The sequence below is a fragment of the Streptomyces sp. NPDC055506 genome (assembly GCF_053643595.1).
In genome coordinates this window covers 2,011-20,701 of sequence record NZ_JBSHKH010000097.1, presented here as the reverse complement: position 1 = coordinate 20,701, position 18,691 = coordinate 2,011, and the positions used below count along the sequence as shown (strand labels likewise).

The window sequence follows — 18,691 nt, the reverse complement described above, 5'->3', positions numbered from 1 at the left end:
GACCCCCCTCCCCCGCTCGGCGAGACTGACGTCATGACCATCGACACGAAGAGCGGTTACAGGGCAGCGAAGGGGCGGGGCGTCGCGCTCGCCGCGCTACGGGGGCTGGGGGCGGCCCTCGTCTCGTTGCCGGGGGCGGTGTTGTGCTTCACCCTGTCGCTGGTGTCGATCGGGCTCATCCCGATCGGCGTCGGGCTCGTCACCACGCCGTACGTGCTGAAGGGCGTGCGGGCGTTCGCGAACTGGCGTCGGGTGCTCGCGGCGGAGTGGGGCGGGGTGCGGATCCCGCCGGCGTACCGGCCGCTGCCGAAGGACGCCAACCCGTGGGCGGCCACGTTCGGGATGCTGCGCGACCCGGCGACCTGGCGGGACCTGATGTGGCTGCCGGTCGACATGACGGCCGGCTTCCTCACCGCGCTGCTGCCGGCCGCGCTGTGGCTGTACCCGTTGGAGGGCTTCGCGCTCGGGGCCGGGCTCTGGCGGGTCTTCCCCGACGGGTACTGGTACGGGTTCGTCAAGGTCACCGGGCAGGTGTCCGCGCTCGGCGCCGCGTTGCTGGGCCTGGTCATTCTCTTCTTCGCGCACTTCCTCACCACGCGGCTGCTGGACGTCCACTTCCGGCTCACCCAGGCCGTCCTGGGCTCCGGCCAGGGCGCACTGGCCGAGCGGGTGCGGGTCCTGACCGAGACGCGGCGCGACGCAGTCGACACCTCCGCCGCCGAGCTGCGGCGCATCGAGCGGGACCTGCACGACGGGGCCCAGGCCCGGCTGGTCGCGGTGGGCATGGACCTGGGCACCATCGAGGCGCTCCTGGACAAGGACCCGGCCAAGGCCAAGGAACTGATCGCGCAGGCCCGTACGTCGTCCGTCGAGGCCCTGGCCGAACTGCGCGAGCTGGTGCGCGGCATTCATCCGCCGGTCCTCGCCGAACGCGGGCTCGGCGACGCGGTACGGGCGCTGGCGCTGCGGCTGCCGGTGACCACCGAGGTGAACGTGGACCTGCCCGGGCGGGCGGAGGCGCCCGTGGAGTCCGCCGCGTACTTCGCCGTCAGCGAGGTCTTCACCAACGCGGTGAAGCACTCCGGAGCCGACCGGATCTGGGCCGACCTGCACCACGCCGACGGGATGCTGCGAGTGTCCGTCACCGACAACGGCGAGGGAGGTGCGGTGATCGGAGCCGGTTCCGGACTCTCCGGAGTCGAGCGGCGGCTCGGTACATTCGACGGCGTCCTGGCCGTCAGCAGCCCCGCGGGCGGTCCCACCATGGTCACCATGGAGATCCCTTGCGCGTTGTCCTAGCCGAAGACCTCTTCCTGCTGCGCGACGGACTCGTCCGGCTGCTCCAGGCGCACGACTTCGAGATCGCGGCGGCCGTCGAGTCCGGTCCCGAACTGGCCGCCGCCCTGGCCGAGCTGGAACCGGACGTCGCCGTGGTCGACGTACGCCTGCCGCCCACGCACACCGACGAGGGGCTCCAGTGCGCGCTCGACGCCCGCCGCGAGCGGCCCGGCCTGCCGGTGCTGGTGCTCTCCCAGCACGTGGAGCAGCTGTACGCGCGTGAGCTGCTCGCCGACGGCAGCGGCGGGGTCGGGTATCTGCTGAAGGACCGGGTGTTCGACGCCGAGCAGTTCGTGGACGCCGTACGGCGGGTCGCCGCCGGGGGTACGGCGATGGATCCGCAGGTCATCCAGCAGTTGCTGGCCCGGCAGTCGAACGACGACGGGCCGCTGGCGCGGCTGACGCCCCGGGAGCGGGAGGTGCTGGAGCTGATGGCGCAGGGCCGGACCAACGCGGCGATCGCCGGCCGGCTGGTGGTGACGGAACGGGCCATCGCCAAGCACACGGCGAACATCTTCGCCAAACTGGGACTGGAGGTCTCGGACGACGACAACCGCCGCGTGCTGGCGGTTCTGGCGTATCTCGACCACGGCCGGTGAAAGCGGACCCTCCGGTTCACCGACTGTGGGGGATCAGCAACTCCCGGTATGTGCGGGGCTGTTGAGAACACAGAGCCCTCACGAATCTCGCATCAATTTCAGAGACATCTGAACACCCCTGGGACCACCTCCGTATGGAAGGGAGCCGCTTCACTCCTGTCGGGCGCCTCGATGCCCCCGAAAAAGGAAGTCAGAGGAGTTCCATGGGACGCAACACAAGAAAACGCCGGACGCCGATGGCCACCAAGGCCATAGCCGCATCGGCGGCCCTAGCGCTCGGTGGGGGCGGGCTGATCTGGGCAAACTTCTATGCCTCGGCGCATGAGGAGAACTCGGCGAACCAGACGAAGTCCGCGGGTGCACAGGTCGCCACGATCCAGTGCCCGGACGTAGGACAGAGCCTGACCGACGTGCCGGACGGCGCGCGCCAGGGGGTGGACAAGGAGCTGGCGAACCTCGACAAGCAGATCAGCGAGGCCTACACCCGGCTCGCCTCCACGCGTCAGGCCCAGGCCGGTGACTCCGGCTTCGTCAACAACGCCATCCTCGGCCCGCTGAAGTCGAAGCGGACCGCTGCCATCGACCGGATCGGCATCAACATCAAGCGTGTTGGTGGCCAGGCCCCGGACAACCTCGCCCAGATGGCCGAGTGCCAGGGCATGAACGCCGACGCGAACACCAACGACGGCCAGGCCGGGGGCGGTCAGAACCAGGACGGCCAGAACCAGGACGGCCAGGACCAGGGTGGTCAGGACCAGGGCCAGGACCAGGGTGGTCAGGACCAGGGCCAGGACCAGGGCCAGGGCGGCAACGGCGGTCAGGGCGGCAACGGCCCGGCGGCCGCGGACTTCATCAACATCGAGGATGTCCAGCCGAACTCCCGCAACCTGCCGAACGGTCTCGCGGCGAACGGTGACGGCGGCTCCACGGGCACCTTCACCACGCAGTGCGGCACCAACGAGAACGAGAACCGCAACTCGGACAACGTGATCGTGGCGCCCGGCGTGTCCAACGGTGCGCAGCACCAGCACGACTACGTGGGCAACCAGGCCAACAACGCCTTCGCGAGCGACGAGGACCTGGAGAACGGCGAGACGACCTGCCAGAACCAGGGCGACAAGTCCACCTACTTCTGGCCGGTCATCCGGATCCAGGACGGTTCGGACGACATCGACGCGGGTCAGCCGGGCGGTGGCCAGGACGGCAACGTCGGCAAGATCGTCGAGCCCTCGCAGGCGGAGCTGAAGTTCGTGGGCAACCGCACGAGCGACGTCGTCGCCATGCCGAAGGCCCTGCGGATCATCACCGGTGACGCGAAGTCCTTCACCAACGGCCTGAACAACGCCAACACGTCCTGGACCTGCACGGGCTTCGAGGACCGTCAGGTGACGGACAAGTACCCGATCTGCCCCGACGGCAGCAGCATGGTCCGGCTGTCCAACTTCCAGAGCTGCTGGGACGGCCAGAACATCGACAGTGCCAACCACCGCACCCACGTGGACTTCGTGGAGGCGGACGGCAGCTGCTCGAACGGCTTCCAGGCCATCCCGCAGCTCCAGGTCCGTCTGGTCTACGACGTGCAGGCGCCGCAGATCAACAATGGACAGGTCCAGAACGCTTTCGCGGTGGACTCCTTCCCGGAGCAGCTGCACAAGCCGATCACCGACCACAACGACTTCATCAACTTCTTCGACGAGAACACGATGAACGAGATGGTCCAGTGCATCAACAACGGCGAGAACTGCCAGTAGTCCTCAGCCAGTAGAAAGCCGGCGGTGGGAATTCCCACCGCCGGCTTTCTTGTCTGTCCGGGCCCGCGAGGTTCAGCCGCTGTGGCCGCCACCGTCGTGACCGCCCTTGTTGTGGCTGCCGCCGGGGTTCATGTGCTCGGACCCTTCCTCCATGGTCCCGCCGAGGGTGCTCTGCAGCGCCGTGACCGTCTTCTGCTGGCCCACGGCGACCCACTTGCGGCCGACGAGGTAGTAGCCGCCGTAGTCCTTCGCGCCGTTCAGCCACTCGCGCTGGCCGCGGTCGGTGGAGAAGGTCGCGAGGACGTACTTCTCCTTGCCCTTCTTGCAGAGGGCCTGGCGGATGGTGTCGGCGTCGGTCTGCATGTTCGGCTTGCACTTGGCCTCGGCCGCGATGTGCTCCAGGCTGCCGGTCACCTCTTTCGGCACGGCCGCCTCGTCCTTGCCGCCGGATCCGCAGCCTGCCAGCGCCAGTATCGCCACCGCGCCGCTCAGCGCGAGCATCGGTCGGGTCACCCTCATCTGTTCCTCCGGTCCTTGTCACGGCACGGTCCGGACGCATGCCGCACGGAGCCCCGGCAAGGGCTCTCGCCTTCGATACGGCTGCGGAGCCCGTAGCACTCAAATTCCGCTGCCTCCGTAGGCACGCCTGTGCGAGGGTGGCACGATGAACCAGGACTGGGAAGATCGTGTCGCCGCTCTGTGGGCCCGCTTCGACGACTACGCCGAAGAGGAAGCGGACGAGGCGCGCTTCCGTGCCGAGGTCGACGCCCTCGTCGCCGAGCTGCCGGACGGCAGCCCGCTCGGGCCGTTCGAGCAGGCCTGCGCCTGGGACTCCACGGGCCGCTCGGACCTGGCGGTCCCGCTGTACCAGGAGGCGCTGAGGCGCGGACTCGCCGACGTCAGCCCCTACAAGACCCGCCGGACGAAGATCCAGCTGGCCAGCTCGCTGCGGAACATCGGCCGGGCCGAGGAGGGCGTCGCCCTGCTCTCACCCGAGCTTGTCGCCCCGTCCGACGAGCTGGACGACCCGGTGCGCGCCTGTCTCGCCCTGTGCCTGTCCAGCCTGGGCCGGGACCGCGAGGCGCTGTCCTTGGCCCTCGGCGCCCTGGCCCCGCACCTGCCCCGCTACCAGCGGTCGATGGCGAACTACGCCCGGCTGCTCGTGGAGCCGGAGGAACAGCGCGGGGTGTGACGCTCCGCGGGCAGGTGACCATCCGACCATTCGCTCGTTCTGCTGAACGTGCAGTCACAGGATGTCGCCCAGCGCCCCGCACCCTCCTCCCCCGCCGGCCCGGTCGTCGACGTCGAGCAGGCCGAGGCCGCGCTCGTCGAGCACTACCCGCGGCTCGTGCGGCTCGCCTATCTGGTGCTGCCACCGGGCCTGGGCCGCAGCAGGCGTGTCGTGACCGCGCACGCGCTCACCCAGCGCGCACTCCCCCGCAACCGCACCCCGGCACCGGTCATCCCGGCCCAGTCGACCGGCCGTGACGGCGACCCGGGCTACGCCCTGGTCCGTCTCCAGGTGCTGCGTACGGCGCTGGAGGCGGGGCTGCCGCTGCGGCGCAAGGCATGGCCCAAGCGGTCCCAGCTGCCGCCGCTGCTGCCGCAGGTGTGGGGCCTGAAGCTGTTCCCGCGGTCGGGCGGCGCCGATGAACTCGCCCTGGACCAGCGGCTGTCCACCCTGTCGGGACCGGCCCGGGCCGCCTACGCGCTGCGCGGCGTGGAGCGGCTCGCGGACGACGAGACGCGCGAGGTGCTCACGGCCGCGGGGGTCGCCGACGCGGACGGCGCGCTGCTGGAGGCCGACGGGATCCCGGCGCAGTACGGGCTGCTCGACTCCCCCGAGTTCGACCCCTGCTCGCTCCAGGCCCGCCCCACCGACCTGATGCGGCGCCGCCAGCATCTGAAGGCCGCGCTGGCCGCCGGGGCGGCTCTGCTGGTGTGCGGGGCACTGCTCGGTCTGCCCGGCGAGGGCTGGGGTCCCGACGGCGCCGCCGCACCCCCGTACGCGCGGAACCCGGCCGCCCAGGCCGCCCTCGACCCCGCGAAGGTCACCCGGGTCCCCGCTGCCGCGTGGCAGAGCTCGGCGCGCACCGACTTCTCCGTGTGGCCGGCCCGCGGCGGCCTCACCGGCGACACGGCCCTGCTGCGCCGCGCCCTCGCCGTCTGGGCACGCCCCGGCGAGTCGGTCCAGGTGTCGGCGACGCCCGGCACCCTGTCCGGCGGCCCGGCGGGACCGCCTCAGCTGCTCTACGCGGGGACGGTCGACGCCGCGCGCGTGGTGCTCCTCTACGACGGTCTGCGCATCGCCCGGTACGCCGAGCCGAAGGACGGCACGCAGGGCGCCGCCCTCGACTTCGCCCGGGTCGACGGCGCCGGGCGGGCCGAGGCGAGCGCGGTGGTCCTGGGCCGGACCGACGGCAACGTCCGTTATCTGACGGCCCCTTGGGTGTCGAAGGCGGGCGAGCGGGATCTGCTGAAGCCGGGCTCCGGGGCGATGGACCTCGCCCTCACCGACGGGGTGACCGCGCCGCTGGCCAGCCCGGCCCTCAGGTCCGGTCCGTGCACGTCGTGGAACGTGCTGCAACTGGCAGACGGCAAGCGGACCCGGCTGCTGAGCGACCTCGGCGAACTGGTTCCGGCCCGGCTCACCAGCGGCCGGCCCGGCGCTCCGGGAGAGGCGTCCGGCGCGGCGGCGCTGCGCACCTGGCAGCCGTACGCCTGCTCGCTGGGCTCGGTGCGTTCGGCGGGCGTGCGGACCGTCAACGCCTGGGCGTTCAACGAGCAGCCGCTGCCGGACGCGAGCGGTTCGGCGGCGTGGGTGTGCACGCGGGCCGAGACCTGGCGGGGCGGCGGGGCGCGGGTGCTGGCGCAGTTCCACACGCCGGGCGGAAGGTACGGGGCGGTGGCGGCGAAGGCCGAGAACGTCCCGGCGTGCGGGGCGCGTGATCCGCAGGTGCTGGCCGGGGTGCTGTGGAAGTCGGAGGCGGGCACCTGGTACCTGCTGGCCGCGGGCAGCCGTCAGACCGAGTCGATCCGGGCGACCGGCGGGATCAGCGGGTCGGCGCGGGGCAGTCGGCTGACCCTGCCGGGCGAACAGGGGGCGCGGGCCGAGCTGAAGGGGACGCTGCGGGACGGGCGTTCGCTCGGCGGGCTGCGCTGACCGGGCCGTTCTCGTGCCCGCCCGGTGGACCCGGGTGAACTTCCGCGATCGATCCGGTCCGTTCGAGGCTGGAATCGATCGGTAAGGTGTTCGTATGACTACCGGGGTTCGCCGCAGATTGGGAGTCGAGGAGCGGCGGCAGCAGTTGATCGGCGTCGCCCTCGAACTGTTCAGCCGCCGCTCGCCCGACGAGGTCTCCATCGACGAGATAGCGTCGGCCGCGGGCATTTCGCGCCCGTTGGTCTATCACTACTTTCCCGGCAAACTCAGCCTGTACGAGGCCGCGTTGCAGCGGGCGGCGGACGATCTCGCGGCGCGGTTCGTGGAGCCGCACGAGGGTCCGCTGGGGGCGCGGCTGCATCGCGTGATGAGCCGGTACTTCGACTTCGTGGACGAGCACGGGCCCGGTTTCTCCGCCCTCATGCGCGGCGGGCCCGCGGTCGGCTCCTCGACGACCAACGCGCTCGTCGACTCCGTACGGCAGGCCGCCTATGTCCAGATCCTTTCGCACCTGGGCGTGACCGATCCGCCCGCGCGTCTGGAACTGGTCGTGCGGTCCTGGATCTCGCTCGCCGAGTCGACGGCGCTGATCTGGCTGGACGGCCGTCGCATCCCCCGGGAGGAACTGGAGAGCCAGCTCGTGCACGACTTCGCCGCGCTGGCCTCCGTGAGCGCCGCCTACGACACGGAGATGGGCGCCCTGCTGCGCCGCATCTTCAAGGAGGAGCCGGCCGACGGCCCCTTCGCCGACCTGGCCGGCCGGCTCCTGACGCTGGCGACCTGAACCTGCTCAGCCTCAGCCTTCGAACTTCCGGTAGGAGGCGTCCAGGTCGCGCACCTCGGCGGAGGCGTGCAGCACGATCCCGTCGGCGGTCTTCAGGTACCTGCGCAGCAGCTCCAGCGCGGCTTCGGTGAGCCGGGCCTTGGTGTCCTCGGTGCGGCCGGCGAGCAGTGCGATGTGGACGTGCACATGGGCATGTCCCTCGGTGTCGGGTCCGACCACGATGTCCTCGGTGGGGCGGAACCGGCTCTTGCACGCCGGCGGCTTGGCGGCCGCGATGTCGACGGTCGCCTCGTGCAGCGCCTTGGCGAATCCGGGCCGGTCGAAGCCGTCCGCGAGGTCGGCGGAATAGTCGACGGTGATCTGCGGCATCAGTACTCCTTCTGGGCGGCCAACGGGGCTCACCCTAACCGCAGGGCCAGCAGGGCGATGTCGTCCTCTCTGTCGTGGCCGAAGCAGCCGAGGAGCACGTCGCAGAGGGTGTTCAGGGCGGTGGGGGCGTCGGCGGCGGCTGTGCGGAGCTGTTCCATGGAGGTCTCCAGGGGGATGCCGCGGGTTTCGATGAGGCCGTCGGTGACCATGAGCAGGCGGTCGGCGGGGGTCAGGCGGTACTCGGTCGCCGGCGGGCGTTCCAGGCCCAGGCCGAGCAGCGGACCGCACGCGTCGGCGTACTGCGCGCCGCCCCCGTCGCGCAGGATCAGCGGCGGGATGTGACCGGCGTTGGCGATCCGCACCCGGCCGCTGCCGGGGTCGACCAGGGCCAGGCACACGGTGGCCGTGATGTCGGGGTGGTACCGCTGGAGCATCCGGTCGAGCCGCGCGGCCAGGACGACCGGGTCGCTCTCGTCCACACAGTAGGCGCGCAGCGCGTGCCGTATCTCGACCATGACGGTGGCGGCGTCCAGCGAGTGCCCGACCACGTCCCCGACCGCGGTGAGCACCCCCTCGGCGGTGCGCAGGGCGGCGTAGAAGTCGCCGCCGATCTCGGTCTGCCGGGAGGCGGGCACATAGCGGACCTCGATGTCGACGCCGGGCAGATGGGGCAGCTTGTGCGGCCGGGGCAGGAAGCTGTGCTGGAGGGTGAGGGCGACGTGCCGCTCCACCTGGTACAGCAGCAGCGGTTCGGCGGCGAGCGCGGCGGCCTGGGCGAGCCGGGCCAGCAGCCCGTCGTCCGCGGGGCCGGTGATCGCCGCGCGCCGGACGGGCGTGGCCAGGCAGACGGCCGTACGGCCGTCCTGGGCCGTCGCCACGGTCAGCAGGGCGTCCTCCTCGACGCCCGGCCGGAAGATCCCGGCCGGCCACAGCGGTGCGGGGACGACGGTGCTGTGGACGCCCGTACGGCCCTCCGCGAGCCGGGCGGCCAGGCGTGCCGCCGCCTGGTGCGCGCCGTCGTCCGCCGGGCCGGGGCGGTTTCGGGCCGTGCCCTGGTGGGGCTCGCCGTCCGGGGCGATCACGAACACCACGGCGGGCGAGCCGGTGAGGCGTGCGGTGCCGTCGGCCGCCGCGGTGGCGAGTTCCCGGGGGCAGCGCGCCGTCTGCACCGTGATGATGGCCTCGGACAGCAGGGTCAGCCGGTGGACGACGGTCTCGGCGCCCGTGGTGCGGCGCGCTCCGCGTACGGCGGCCCGGACGACGGCCTGGATCTCCAGCGGTTCGGCGGGCACGGTCAGATAGGCGTCGCCGCCCGCGTCCAGCCCCCGGCACCGGTCGCCGGGTGCGGTCGCGGCGGCCGAGAAGTGCACGACGGGCAGGGCGGCCATGGGCGGCCGAGCCCGGAGCCGACGGCACAGTTCGAAGCCGCTCATGTCCGGCAGACCCACGTCGACGAGGGCCACGTCGGGCAGGGCGCCGTCGCGGAGCCGGACGTCGAGTTCGACGAGCGCCTCGCCGCCGCTGGCGACGGGCACGACCCGGTGGCCGGCCCGGCTCAGCACCGCGCCCATGGCGTACCGGCTGGCCGCGACGTCGTCCACGACCAGCACGGTGGTGCCGGGGGTGTGCTGCGTGCCGTTGCCGTCCATCTCGAGGAGCACCTCGGGCCGTACATGGGTGGGGAGGACCGCCGGTCGCGGCCCGCCCCATCCAACGTAGTGCGCTATTCGGCGGCCCGGGTGAAGACGGCGACCGTGCGCCCCGGAACGGCGAACGTGCCCGATTCAGCCGCGTAGGAGGACGACTTGACGGTAGGGTCCGCCCCCGCCGCCTGCACCGGGTGCAGCCGGTAGCCGGTTCCGGCGACCGCGGTGACCCGCTGTTCCTGCCGCTCGGGGGTGGCGTTGAAGACGACGACGAGATCGCCGAGCCGCATGGTGATCACGCCGGGGGTCTCGTCCTTGCCGGACAGCGGGAAGGAGAGCCGGGACCGCACCTGCTCGGCCGTGCCGAGGGAGAAGTCCTTCTCGGCCGCCCGGATCCGCAGCAGGTCGCGGTAGGCGGCCGAGGCGCCCTCGATCTGCTCGCAGCCCACCTTGACCTTGCTCAGCAGGGGCTTGGCGTACGGCCACTTGTCGGCGTTGTCGGCCGCCGGGGGCAGGCCGCGGCCGAAGCCGTTGCCGTCGGCGCAGTTCCAGTGGACGGCGTTGAACCAGTCGCCGCTGTCGTAGGAGTTGCGGTCCAGGGACTTGGAGCGCAGCAGGTCGGTGCCCGCCTGGGAGAGGGCCGGGCCCTGGGAGATGGTGGCCGTCGCCATGGCGAGGACCTGCATACGGGCCCGGTCGGACGCGCTTGTCGTGGCGGGCAGTTTGAAGGCGAGGGCGTCGAAGAGGGACTCGTTGTCGTGCGCGTCGGCGTAGGCGAGGGCGTCTCCGGGGGCGTCCGCGTAGCCCGCGGGCTGGCCGTTGTAGTCGACCTCGGCGCCGGTGACCTCCTTGCCGTCGGTGTCGGTGAAGCGGTAGCCGGCGAGGTTGCCGGAGAGACCGACCTTGATGAGGTCCTGGTAGTGCAGCAGGCGCGCCTTCTGTTCGGCCGGGGTGCCGTTGCTCTGCGAGGAGTTGGGGTCGGTGTACAGGCCGGACGCGAAGCCCTGGACGCCGGGGTCCTCGTCGAAGGGGCCGCCGCCGCGCACGGCGTCGCGGGCGCGGTCGGAGAAGGTGGCGATGCCGGTGCCGGCCATGTTCTTCTGTGTGGCCTGCTCGAACCGGGCGTCGTCGGCGATCTCGCCGAAGTTCCAGCCCTCGCCGTAGAGGATGATCTTCTTTCCGTCGACGCCGTCCTTCTCCACGGTGAGCGCGTCGAGGGCCTCCCGGACCGCGAGGATGTTGGCCTTCGGGTGGTGGCCCATGAGGTCGAAGCGGAAGCCGTCGACCTTGTACTGCTTGGCCCAGGTGACGATCGAGTCGACGACGAGCTTGCCCATCATGGCGTTCTCGGTGGCCGTGTTGGCGCAGCAGGTGCTGTTGGCGACCGAGCCGTCGGCGAGGAGCCGCTGGTAGTAGCCGGGCACGATCCGGTCGAGGACGCTTCTCCGCTCCTGGCCACTGGCCGCGGTGTGGTTGTAGACGACGTCCATGACGACCCGCAGTCCGTCGTCGTTCAGCGCCTTCACCATCTCGCGGAACTCGGCCGTGCGGGCCGTGCCGTCCGGGTCGGTGGCGTAGGAGCCCTCGGGGACCGTGTAGTGGTACGGGTCGTAGCCCCAGTTGTAGGCGTCCTTCGCGGCGATCTTCCCGACGCACTCCTGCTGCTTGTCGGAGTCGGCCGGGTAGGAGGCGAGGTCGCAGTCGACGCTCGCCTGGTCGGCCTTGCGCTCCGGGATGGTGGCGATGTCGAAGGCGGGCAGGAGGTGGACGTACGAGGTGCCCGCCTTCGCCAGCTCGCGCAGATGCTGGGAGCCGTCGCTGTCCTTGTCGGTGAAGGCGAGGTAGCTGCCGGGGTGTTTCGCCGTGCGGTCCTCGACGGAGAAGTCCCGGATGTGCAGCTCCTGGATCTGGGCGTCCCGGAGCGGTACGGCCTCGGGTTTCTTCAGGGTGCTCCAGCCGCTCGGCGCGAGGGCCTTGTCGTCCAGGTCGACGACGAGGCTGCGCTCCGAGTCGGCGGTGAGGGCCAGGGAGTAGGGGTCGGTGACCTTGTTGGTGACGACCTTGCGGACGCTGGGTGCCCAGACCTCGACGACGTACCGGTAGGGCTTGCCCTGCCAGGACTTCGGGCCGGTGACGGACCAGACGCCGGTGGTGGCGTCGCGCTTCATCGGCGCGGTGGAGTCGCCGATCTCCAGTGACACCCGCTGCGCGGTCGGCGCCCAGACGGACAGCGTGGGGCGGCCCCGGGAGAACGTCGGCCCCAGGTCTGCCTCGGTCGCGCCGGAGTACAGGTCGTCGAGGACACCGGCGATCTGCACGCCGGTCGCCGCGAGGACGGCCCCGTTCGCGGCGTGCTGCGTGGCGACGACCTGGCCGCGCAGGGCCTCGCGGACCCGGTCGCGGTCGCGCGGGTCGACGGTCCAGGCGTCGTACGCCTTCAGGTGCGGGAACCTGGCCTTCTGGGCGTCGGTGAGCTCGGTCTTCGCCAGGCGCAGCCATTTGGCGTCACCGGTGAGGGCGCCGTCCTTCACCTCGATCGAGCCGTCGCGGGCGTAGAGCAGCTGGGTGGAGGCGGCCGCGTCGGAGCCGTTCCAGGCGAGGGTGTTCCGGTCGATCCAGACCGCCTTGGACGTGGTCAGGTCGAGCGATGCCGCGGCCCCGGCCGGCTGCGGGAGCAGGTACTTCTCCTGGCCGCTCACCAGCCACACCTCGTGGCCGTTCGCCTTGAGGTCGAGCGACTGGTCGGAGGGCAGGTCCTTCTCGTCGCCCTTGTGGAGGATGTAGCTGAGGCTGGTGGCACCGTCGGTGAGCGGTACCTCGAAGACCGCACCATAGGTATCAGTCTTGACCGGCTTGAGGGGGTTCGACCAGTCGGTGGGGTTCGCGGCACCGGTCCAGACGTGCAGGCCCCAGCCGTCGTAGTTCCCGTCGGCCCGGTGGTAGTGCAGGACGGCCTTGGTCTTGTCGGGCGCCGGGTACTCGGGGCGCTCGGTGGTGACCGTCTGCTTGCCCTGCTCGATCCAGACCTCGCCGGTCTTCGTGACGTCGATCGTGCGGTCGGCGGAGACGTCCTTGTCGCCGTCCTCGTCGATGACGAGGAAGTTGACGTTCGAGGCGCCGGGCTTGAGCTTGACGTAGGCGAAGGCGCCGTAGGCGTCACGGCCGGTGAAGGGGTGGCTGTCGGGCCACTGCGTGGCCTCGCCGTCGGCGAGGTCGCCCCAGGCGTACAGGCCCCAGTCGGCGTAGTTTCCGTCGGCGCGCTTGTAGTGGACGATCGCGTAGTCACGGGAGGAGGCGCTGGGCGGCTCCTCGACGGGCGGGGTTCCGGTGGTGGAGGCGGCCAGGGCGCTCGCGGTACGCCCGGCCGAGTCGACCACGACCGCCTTGTAGCGCAGGGCCGTGCCGGGCGCTACGTCCTCGGCGACCGTGTGCGTGACCTTGTAGGGGGCGTGGTCGGCGGAGCCGAGGGTTTGCCACTCGCCGTTGCCGGTCTGGGCCGCGAAGACGACCCGGTTCAGCTGTCCCCCTTCGACATCGGCGGAGAGTTCCACGGTGCCGGTGGCGCCCGCCGCCGGGGCCTTCAGGCTGATCGTCGGCTTCGTGGCGGGCTTGGCGGGCTTGGCGGCCGCCTTGAGGACGATCGCCGAGCCGGCCGGGACGGTGACGGTGAGCTTCCTGTCGCCGTCGCTCTTCAGGGCGGCGTCGGTGCCGTAGACGCCCTTGAAGACCATGCCGGCCGAGCCGGTGGCGAAGGTCGCGGTCTTCTTCTCGGCGGCGTTGTTGAAGGCGACGACGTACTCGGTGCCGGTGCGCACGTCCGTACGGGAGAAGGCGTACACACCCGGGCCGTCGGCCGCGTAGCGCTCCTGCTGGACGCCGTCGGTGAGGGCCGGGTTCGCCTTCCGGAGCTTGGCAAGGGCACTGATCCGGCGGTAGAGCGGCGCTCCCGTGTCGTAGGCGTCCTCGGCGTGGGTGCGGTCGGTGCCGATCTGCTCGTCGTCGAGGTAGTCGGCGGTGCGGGAGGCGAACATGCTCTGCCGGGCGTCCTTGTCGCCGCCCGCGCCCGTGAAGCCCTGCTCGTCGCCGTAGTAGACGACGGGGTTGCCGCGGCTGAGGAACATCAGCTCGTTGGCGAGCCGGTCCTTGGCGAGGATCTGGGCGTCGGTGGCCTTGGGGTTGTCGTGCTTGAGGAAGGTCCCGATCCGGCCCATGTCGTGGTTGCCGAGGAAGGTGACCTGCTCGTAGGCGTTCGCCTTGCCGGTCGTGTACTTGTAGTCGTCGCCGAAGACGCCCGCGAGCTGCTGCGCGCTGCCGCCCTGCGAGGCGTACTGGCGGGCCGCCTCCTGGAAGGGGAAGTCCAGCGTGGCGTCGAGCCGGCCCTTGGTGACGTACGGGGAGGTGACGTTCGTGTCGGCCGAGTACACCTCGCCGAACATGAAGAAGTCGTCGCGGCCCTGCTTGGCCGCGTAGGCGTCGAGGGCGGTGGCCCACTGGGTCCAGAACTCCATGTTGACGTGCTTCACGGTGTCGATCCGGAAGCCGTCGACGTCGAAGTCCCGCACCCAGCGCTGGTAGATCCGCTCCATGCCCTCGACGACCTCGGGCCGCTCGGTCCACAGGTCGTCGAGGCCGCCGAAGTCGCCGTGCTCGGAGCTCTCACCGGCGAAGGTGGAGTCGCCGCGGTTGTGGTACATCGTCGGGTCGTTGAGCCACGACGGGACCTTGGCGTTCTTCTTGGCGGCCGGGACGGCCGGAGTGCGCGGGAAGGAACCGGTGCCGACCGGCGGGAACTTCTTCGTGCCGTCCGCGTAGTCCGTGTCGTCGAAGGGCTTGCCGTCCTTGGTCAGGTACGGGAAGGCGCCCTTGGAGAGATAGTCGTACGACTTCTCCTCGTAGTCGACGACATCGGCCGTGTGGTTGGTGATGACGTCGAAGAAGACCTTCATGCCCTTGGCGTGGGCCTTGTCGATGAGGGTCTCGAGGTCCTCGTTGGTGCCGAAGTGCGGGTCGACCTGGGTGAAGTCGGTGATCCAGTAACCGTGGTAACCAGCCGAGGCGTTCGCCCCCGTCCCCTGCACCGGCTGGTTCTTGAAGATCGGGGCCATCCATAGGGCGGTGGTGCCGAGGCCCTTGATGTAGTCCAGCCTCTTGGTCAGGCCCTTGAGGTCGCCGCCCTGGTAGAAGCCCTTGTCGGTGGGGTCGTAGCCGGTGGACAGCCGGGAGCCGGTCAGTCCGCCCTTGTCGTTGCGCGGGTCGCCGTTGGCGAAGCGGTCCGGGAGGACGAAGTAGAACTGCTCGCGCGTGGAGTCGTGCCGGGCGGGCTCGGCGGCGAGCTTGGCGTCGGACGGGGGCGGTGGCGGGGTGTCCGCCCGCGCCGCGAGGGGTTGGACTAGCGCTGCGGCCAGCGCGGTCGCGGTGACCGCAGCGACCCGTCCAGCACGGGCAGTTCGGCGCCTCGACGGCACCGGCCATCTCGGTATCAAGACGTGGACTCCTTGCGATGTGCGGCTCTTCGGGTCCGACCCCGGCGCGACCGTATCGCCGCCGTAACTCTTACAGCAAGAGTCCTGAAAACATCAGAAAGGAGTTTCAGCAGGGCGAGTTGGTCTGAGGCAGTGCCTCCACAGGCAGCAACGCCTGATGCTCGTGCGACGCGGCCGTGCTGACGCCCCTCGGGGAAATCGACTGAGGGGCGTCAGCTGACTTGCAACTCAGCAGCTCGACTTGCCGGCGTAGATCGCGAGGGCGGTGTTGGAGCCGAGGGTGGCCGTGAACTGCCCGCCGGAGTTCACCGTCACGGTCCTGTTGTTCTGCACATCGCAGTACGTCCCGGCAGGCAGCGACGTCTGATACGTACGGCTCAGCGAGCCCGACTCGTGATTGATGGCCACGAAACCCTTGCTCCCCCGCCCGAAGGCGATGGCGTCGCCTCCGTTGTCCCACCAGTTGGTGACGGCCTCGCCCCGCGTGGCATTGCGGAAGCCGACCATGGACTTGATCTCCGGCCAGTTGTGCTGGCACTTCCAGCCGTCCTGCCAGCAGGCGTTCATCTGACCGCCGTTGGGCGGACCGGCGTCATGGTCGGAGAACTCGTAGCCGGAGTTGATGTCCGGGGCACCGTAGGGCCAGGCGAGCATGAAGACGTTGGCGAGGGTGTAGTTGGCGTTGTCCTTGTAGCTGAGGGTCGACCCATTGCGCTCGGTGTCGTGGTTGTCGACGAAGACGCCGGAGACACCGCTGTTCATATAGCCCCAGCCCTCGCCGTAGTTCTTCAGGTAGGCGAGGTTCTCGTTGTTGAAGACCCGCTTGAGGTCGTAGGCGTAGCGGAACTCCTGGACGTCTCCGTTACTCGTGTATTCGGTGGGCTGGACGGCCTCGCCGGAGCCGTGGATCACCTCTTGCTTCCAGTACACCGACGGGTTGCTCAGGCGGGACTTGATGTTCGCCAGGTCGGCCGTGTCCATGTGCTTGGCCGCGTCGATGCGGAAGCCGTCGACGCCGAGGGAGAGCAGGTCGTTCATGTACCCGGCGATCGCGCCGCGCACGTAGTTCTCGCCGGTGTCGAGGTCGGAGAGGCCGACCAGCTCGCAGTGCTGGACGTTCCAGCGGTCCTGGTAGTTGGTGATCTGGCCCGTGCAGTCGTCGAAGTCGGGCGCGGAGTACAGGCCCGGGTAGGTGTACTTCGTGTACGACGAGCCGCCGGTGCCGGTGCCATTGCCCGCCGCCATGTGGTTGATGACCGTGTCGGCGACGACCTTCACACCGGCCGCGTGACAGGTGTTCACCATGTCCCGGAAGGCCGTGCGGTCGCCGAGCCGGCCGGCGATCTTGTAGCTGACCGGCTGGTACGACGTCCACCACTGGGAGCCCTGTATGTGCTCGGCGGGCGGGGAGACCTGGACGTAGCCGTAGCCGGCGGGCCCGAGGGTGTTGGTGCACTCGCGGGCGACGGAGGCGAAGTTCCACTCGAAGAGGACGGCGGTGACGTCCTTGGTGCCAGGTGGGGAGGCCTGCACACTGGTTGGGTTCATGACAACCGAAGCCGCGGCGAGCGCGACGGCGGAGGCGAGGAATCTGCGTGCCATGTGGGGTTTCCTTCTTCGTTGAAGGTTCTTGCTGCAAGGTTCAGAAACCTTGCGGTGACGCAGATGTTAAAGGCCCGCCGCCCGAAAGGGCAGCGGGCCGTACGAAATTCAAAGGAAAATCAGGCGGTGACCGCGGTGGTCCACCACACCGTGGTGTCGGCCGGCACCTTCGACTCGTCGTCGACCAGGACGACCTCGCCGCTCGCGACCAGCACCCGGCCGTACGCCGGCATCGCCACCGACTCCCCGGTGGTGTTCGCGACGCACACGAACTCCCCGCGCCGGAAGGCGAGCACACCCTCGGGCGACCGCAGCCACTCCACGGACGTACCGGCGCCGAGGTCGGGCTGCTCACGGCGCACGGCGAGCGCGGCCCGGTACAGCTCCAGCGTCGAGCCCGGCTCCCCGGTCTGCGCCTCGACGCTCAGCTCGCCCCACCCGTCCGGCTGCGGCAGCCAGCTGCCGCCGTCGCCGAAGCCGTACGACGAACCGGCCCGGGTCCACGGGATCGGCACCCGGCATCCGTCGCGGAAGCCGTCCTGGCCGGCGCCCCGGAAGTACGCAGGGTCCTGACGCACCTCGTCCGGCAGGTCGACGACGTCGGGCAGCCCGAGCTCCTCGCCCTGGTAGACGTAGGCCGAGCCGGGCAGCGCCAGCATCAGCAGGCTCGCGGCGCGGGCCCTGCGCAGCCCCAGCTCCCGGTCGCCGGCCAGCCGGATCTGGGTGCCGAGCCCTGCCGGGTTGGCGAAGCGGGTGGCGTGCCGGGTCACGTCGTGGTTGGACAGGACCCAGGTGGCGGGGGCTCCGACTGGGCGCATGGCGTCCAGGGTGCGGTCGATGACCTCGCGCATCTCCGCTGCGTCCCAGTGGGTGCTGAGGTACTGGAAGTTGAAGGCCTGGTGCAGCTCGTCCGGGCGGACGTAGTGGGCGGTGCGCTCGATGGTCGGCGTCCAGGCCTCGGCGACGAAGATCCGCTCCCCCGCGTACTCGTCGAGGATGAGCCGCCACTGCCGGTAGATCTCATGCACGCCCTCCTGGTCGAAGAACGGCATGACATCGTTGCCCAGCAGCTTCACCTGGTCGTGGGATCCAAGGTCGGGCAGCCCCTCCGCCTTCACCAGACCGTGGGCGACATCGATACGGAAGCCGTCGACGCCCATGTCCAGCCAGAACCGCAGGATGGAACGGAACTCGTCGCCGACCGCCGGGTGCTCCCAGTTGAAGTCGGGCTGCTCGGGGGCGAAGAGGTGCAGGTACCACTCGCCGGGCATGCCGTCGGGTTCGGTGACCCGGGTCCACGCCGGGCCGCCGAAGATCGACTCCCAGTCGTTGGGCGGCAGCTCGCCGTTCTCCCCCTTGCCGGGGCGGAAGTGGTAGCGCTCCCGCAGCGGGGAGCCCGGGCCCTCGGCGACGGCCCGCTTGAACCACTCGTGCTGGTCGGAGGAGTGGTTCGGGACCAGGTCGACGATGATCCTGAGGCCCAGCTCGTGGGCGTCGCGGATCAGCGCGTCGGCGTCCAGGAGGTTGCCGAACATGGGATCGACGGCCCGGTAGTCGGCGACGTCGTAGCCGGCGTCGGCCTGCGGCGAGGCGTAGAAGGGGCTGAGCCACACGGCGTCCACACCGAGGTCGCGCAGATACGGCAGACGGGTGCGGACACCTTCCAGGTCGCCCATGCCGTCGCCGTTGCTGTCGGCGAAGCTGCGCGGGTACACCTGGTAGATCACCGCGTCCCGCCACCAGTCGCGGCGCTTGACGACGGTGGGGGTCATGGCAGGGGCGGCGGAGTGCTGCTGGCTCATGTCGTCCTTGATGCGTAACAGGATGTCGGTCATGGAAGGCGTGGGCGGGATGTTGGGGCGGCCGCGGCACAGCGGGATAGGAGCCGAACAGCGCCCGCACACCACGCGCCCAGAGCCGGCAGACGCGAAAACACAGAACACCCACCCCGAGACA

12 protein-coding genes are annotated in these 18,691 nt (G+C 70.5%); 6 read left to right on the top strand and 6 right to left on the bottom strand.

The genetic code is table 11. The annotated features are described in order from the left end of the window. Nucleotides 1-33 precede the first annotated feature (33 nt). The 3 genes from ACWIF2_RS29225 to ACWIF2_RS29215 all read left to right on the top strand — a co-directional run bounded on the left by ACWIF2_RS29225 (nt 34) and on the right by ACWIF2_RS29215 (nt 3,688). Complete coding sequence (locus tag ACWIF2_RS29225; RefSeq protein ID WP_454363760.1) at nt 34-1,299, top strand: sensor histidine kinase; 1,266 nt, start codon at nt 34-36, stop codon at nt 1,297-1,299. Further along, complete coding sequence (locus tag ACWIF2_RS29220; RefSeq protein WP_454363759.1) at nt 1,284-1,937, top strand: LuxR C-terminal-related transcriptional regulator; 654 nt, start codon at nt 1,284-1,286, stop codon at nt 1,935-1,937. Before ACWIF2_RS29225 ends, ACWIF2_RS29220 begins: the two co-directional genes overlap by 16 nt. A gap of 203 nt (nt 1,938-2,140) precedes the next feature. Then, on the top strand, nt 2,141-3,688 hold the full coding sequence (locus ACWIF2_RS29215) for a DUF1996 domain-containing protein (protein ID WP_454363758.1): 1,548 nt from the start codon (nt 2,141-2,143) through the stop codon (nt 3,686-3,688). Nucleotides 3,689-3,760: 72 nt separating this feature from the next. Here the strand turns inward: ACWIF2_RS29215 and ACWIF2_RS29210 are convergent, their stop codons facing one another. Continuing rightward, nucleotides 3,761-4,207: a hypothetical protein gene (locus ACWIF2_RS29210; protein ID WP_382839585.1), complete on the bottom strand. Its 447-nt coding sequence runs from the start codon at nt 4,205-4,207 to the stop codon at nt 3,761-3,763. Nucleotides 4,208-4,352: 145 nt separating this feature from the next. Between ACWIF2_RS29210 and ACWIF2_RS29205 the strand changes: the two genes are divergently transcribed. From ACWIF2_RS29205 to ACWIF2_RS29195, 3 genes are all read left to right on the top strand, one after another. Further along, nucleotides 4,353-4,880: a tetratricopeptide repeat protein gene (locus tag ACWIF2_RS29205; protein WP_454363757.1), complete on the top strand. Its 528-nt coding sequence runs from the start codon at nt 4,353-4,355 to the stop codon at nt 4,878-4,880. A gap of 48 nt (nt 4,881-4,928) precedes the next feature. Then, nucleotides 4,929-6,851 (top strand): hypothetical protein, encoded by a 1,923-nt coding sequence (locus ACWIF2_RS29200; protein WP_454363756.1) that lies wholly within the window; start codon nt 4,929-4,931, stop codon nt 6,849-6,851. Between the two features lie 94 nt (nt 6,852-6,945). Further along, a complete protein-coding gene (locus ACWIF2_RS29195) occupies nt 6,946-7,635 on the top strand; it encodes a TetR/AcrR family transcriptional regulator (RefSeq protein ID WP_454363755.1) in 690 nt (229 codons plus the stop codon). A gap of 12 nt (nt 7,636-7,647) precedes the next feature. Here ACWIF2_RS29195 and ACWIF2_RS29190 read toward each other — a convergent pair whose 3' ends face one another. From ACWIF2_RS29190 to ACWIF2_RS29170, 5 genes are all read right to left on the bottom strand, one after another. Beyond that, nucleotides 7,648-8,004 (bottom strand): 5-carboxymethyl-2-hydroxymuconate Delta-isomerase, encoded by a 357-nt coding sequence (locus ACWIF2_RS29190; RefSeq protein ID WP_382499375.1) that lies wholly within the window; start codon nt 8,002-8,004, stop codon nt 7,648-7,650. A gap of 29 nt (nt 8,005-8,033) precedes the next feature. Continuing rightward, nucleotides 8,034-9,653, bottom strand: a complete 1,620-nt coding sequence (locus tag ACWIF2_RS29185) for a SpoIIE family protein phosphatase (RefSeq protein WP_454363754.1) — start codon at nt 9,651-9,653, stop codon at nt 8,034-8,036. Nucleotides 9,654-9,727: 74 nt separating this feature from the next. Then, a complete protein-coding gene (gene pulA, locus ACWIF2_RS29180) occupies nt 9,728-15,133 on the bottom strand; it encodes a pullulanase-type alpha-1,6-glucosidase (RefSeq protein WP_454363753.1) in 5,406 nt (1,801 codons plus the stop codon). Nucleotides 15,134-15,361: 228 nt separating this feature from the next. Next, nucleotides 15,362-16,735: an alpha-amylase gene (locus tag ACWIF2_RS29175; protein WP_454363752.1), complete on the bottom strand. Its 1,374-nt coding sequence runs from the start codon at nt 16,733-16,735 to the stop codon at nt 15,362-15,364. Between the two features lie 119 nt (nt 16,736-16,854). Continuing rightward, on the bottom strand, nt 16,855-18,537 hold the full coding sequence (locus ACWIF2_RS29170; protein WP_454363773.1) for a glycoside hydrolase family 13 protein: 1,683 nt from the start codon (nt 18,535-18,537) through the stop codon (nt 16,855-16,857). Nucleotides 18,538-18,691 lie beyond the last annotated feature (154 nt).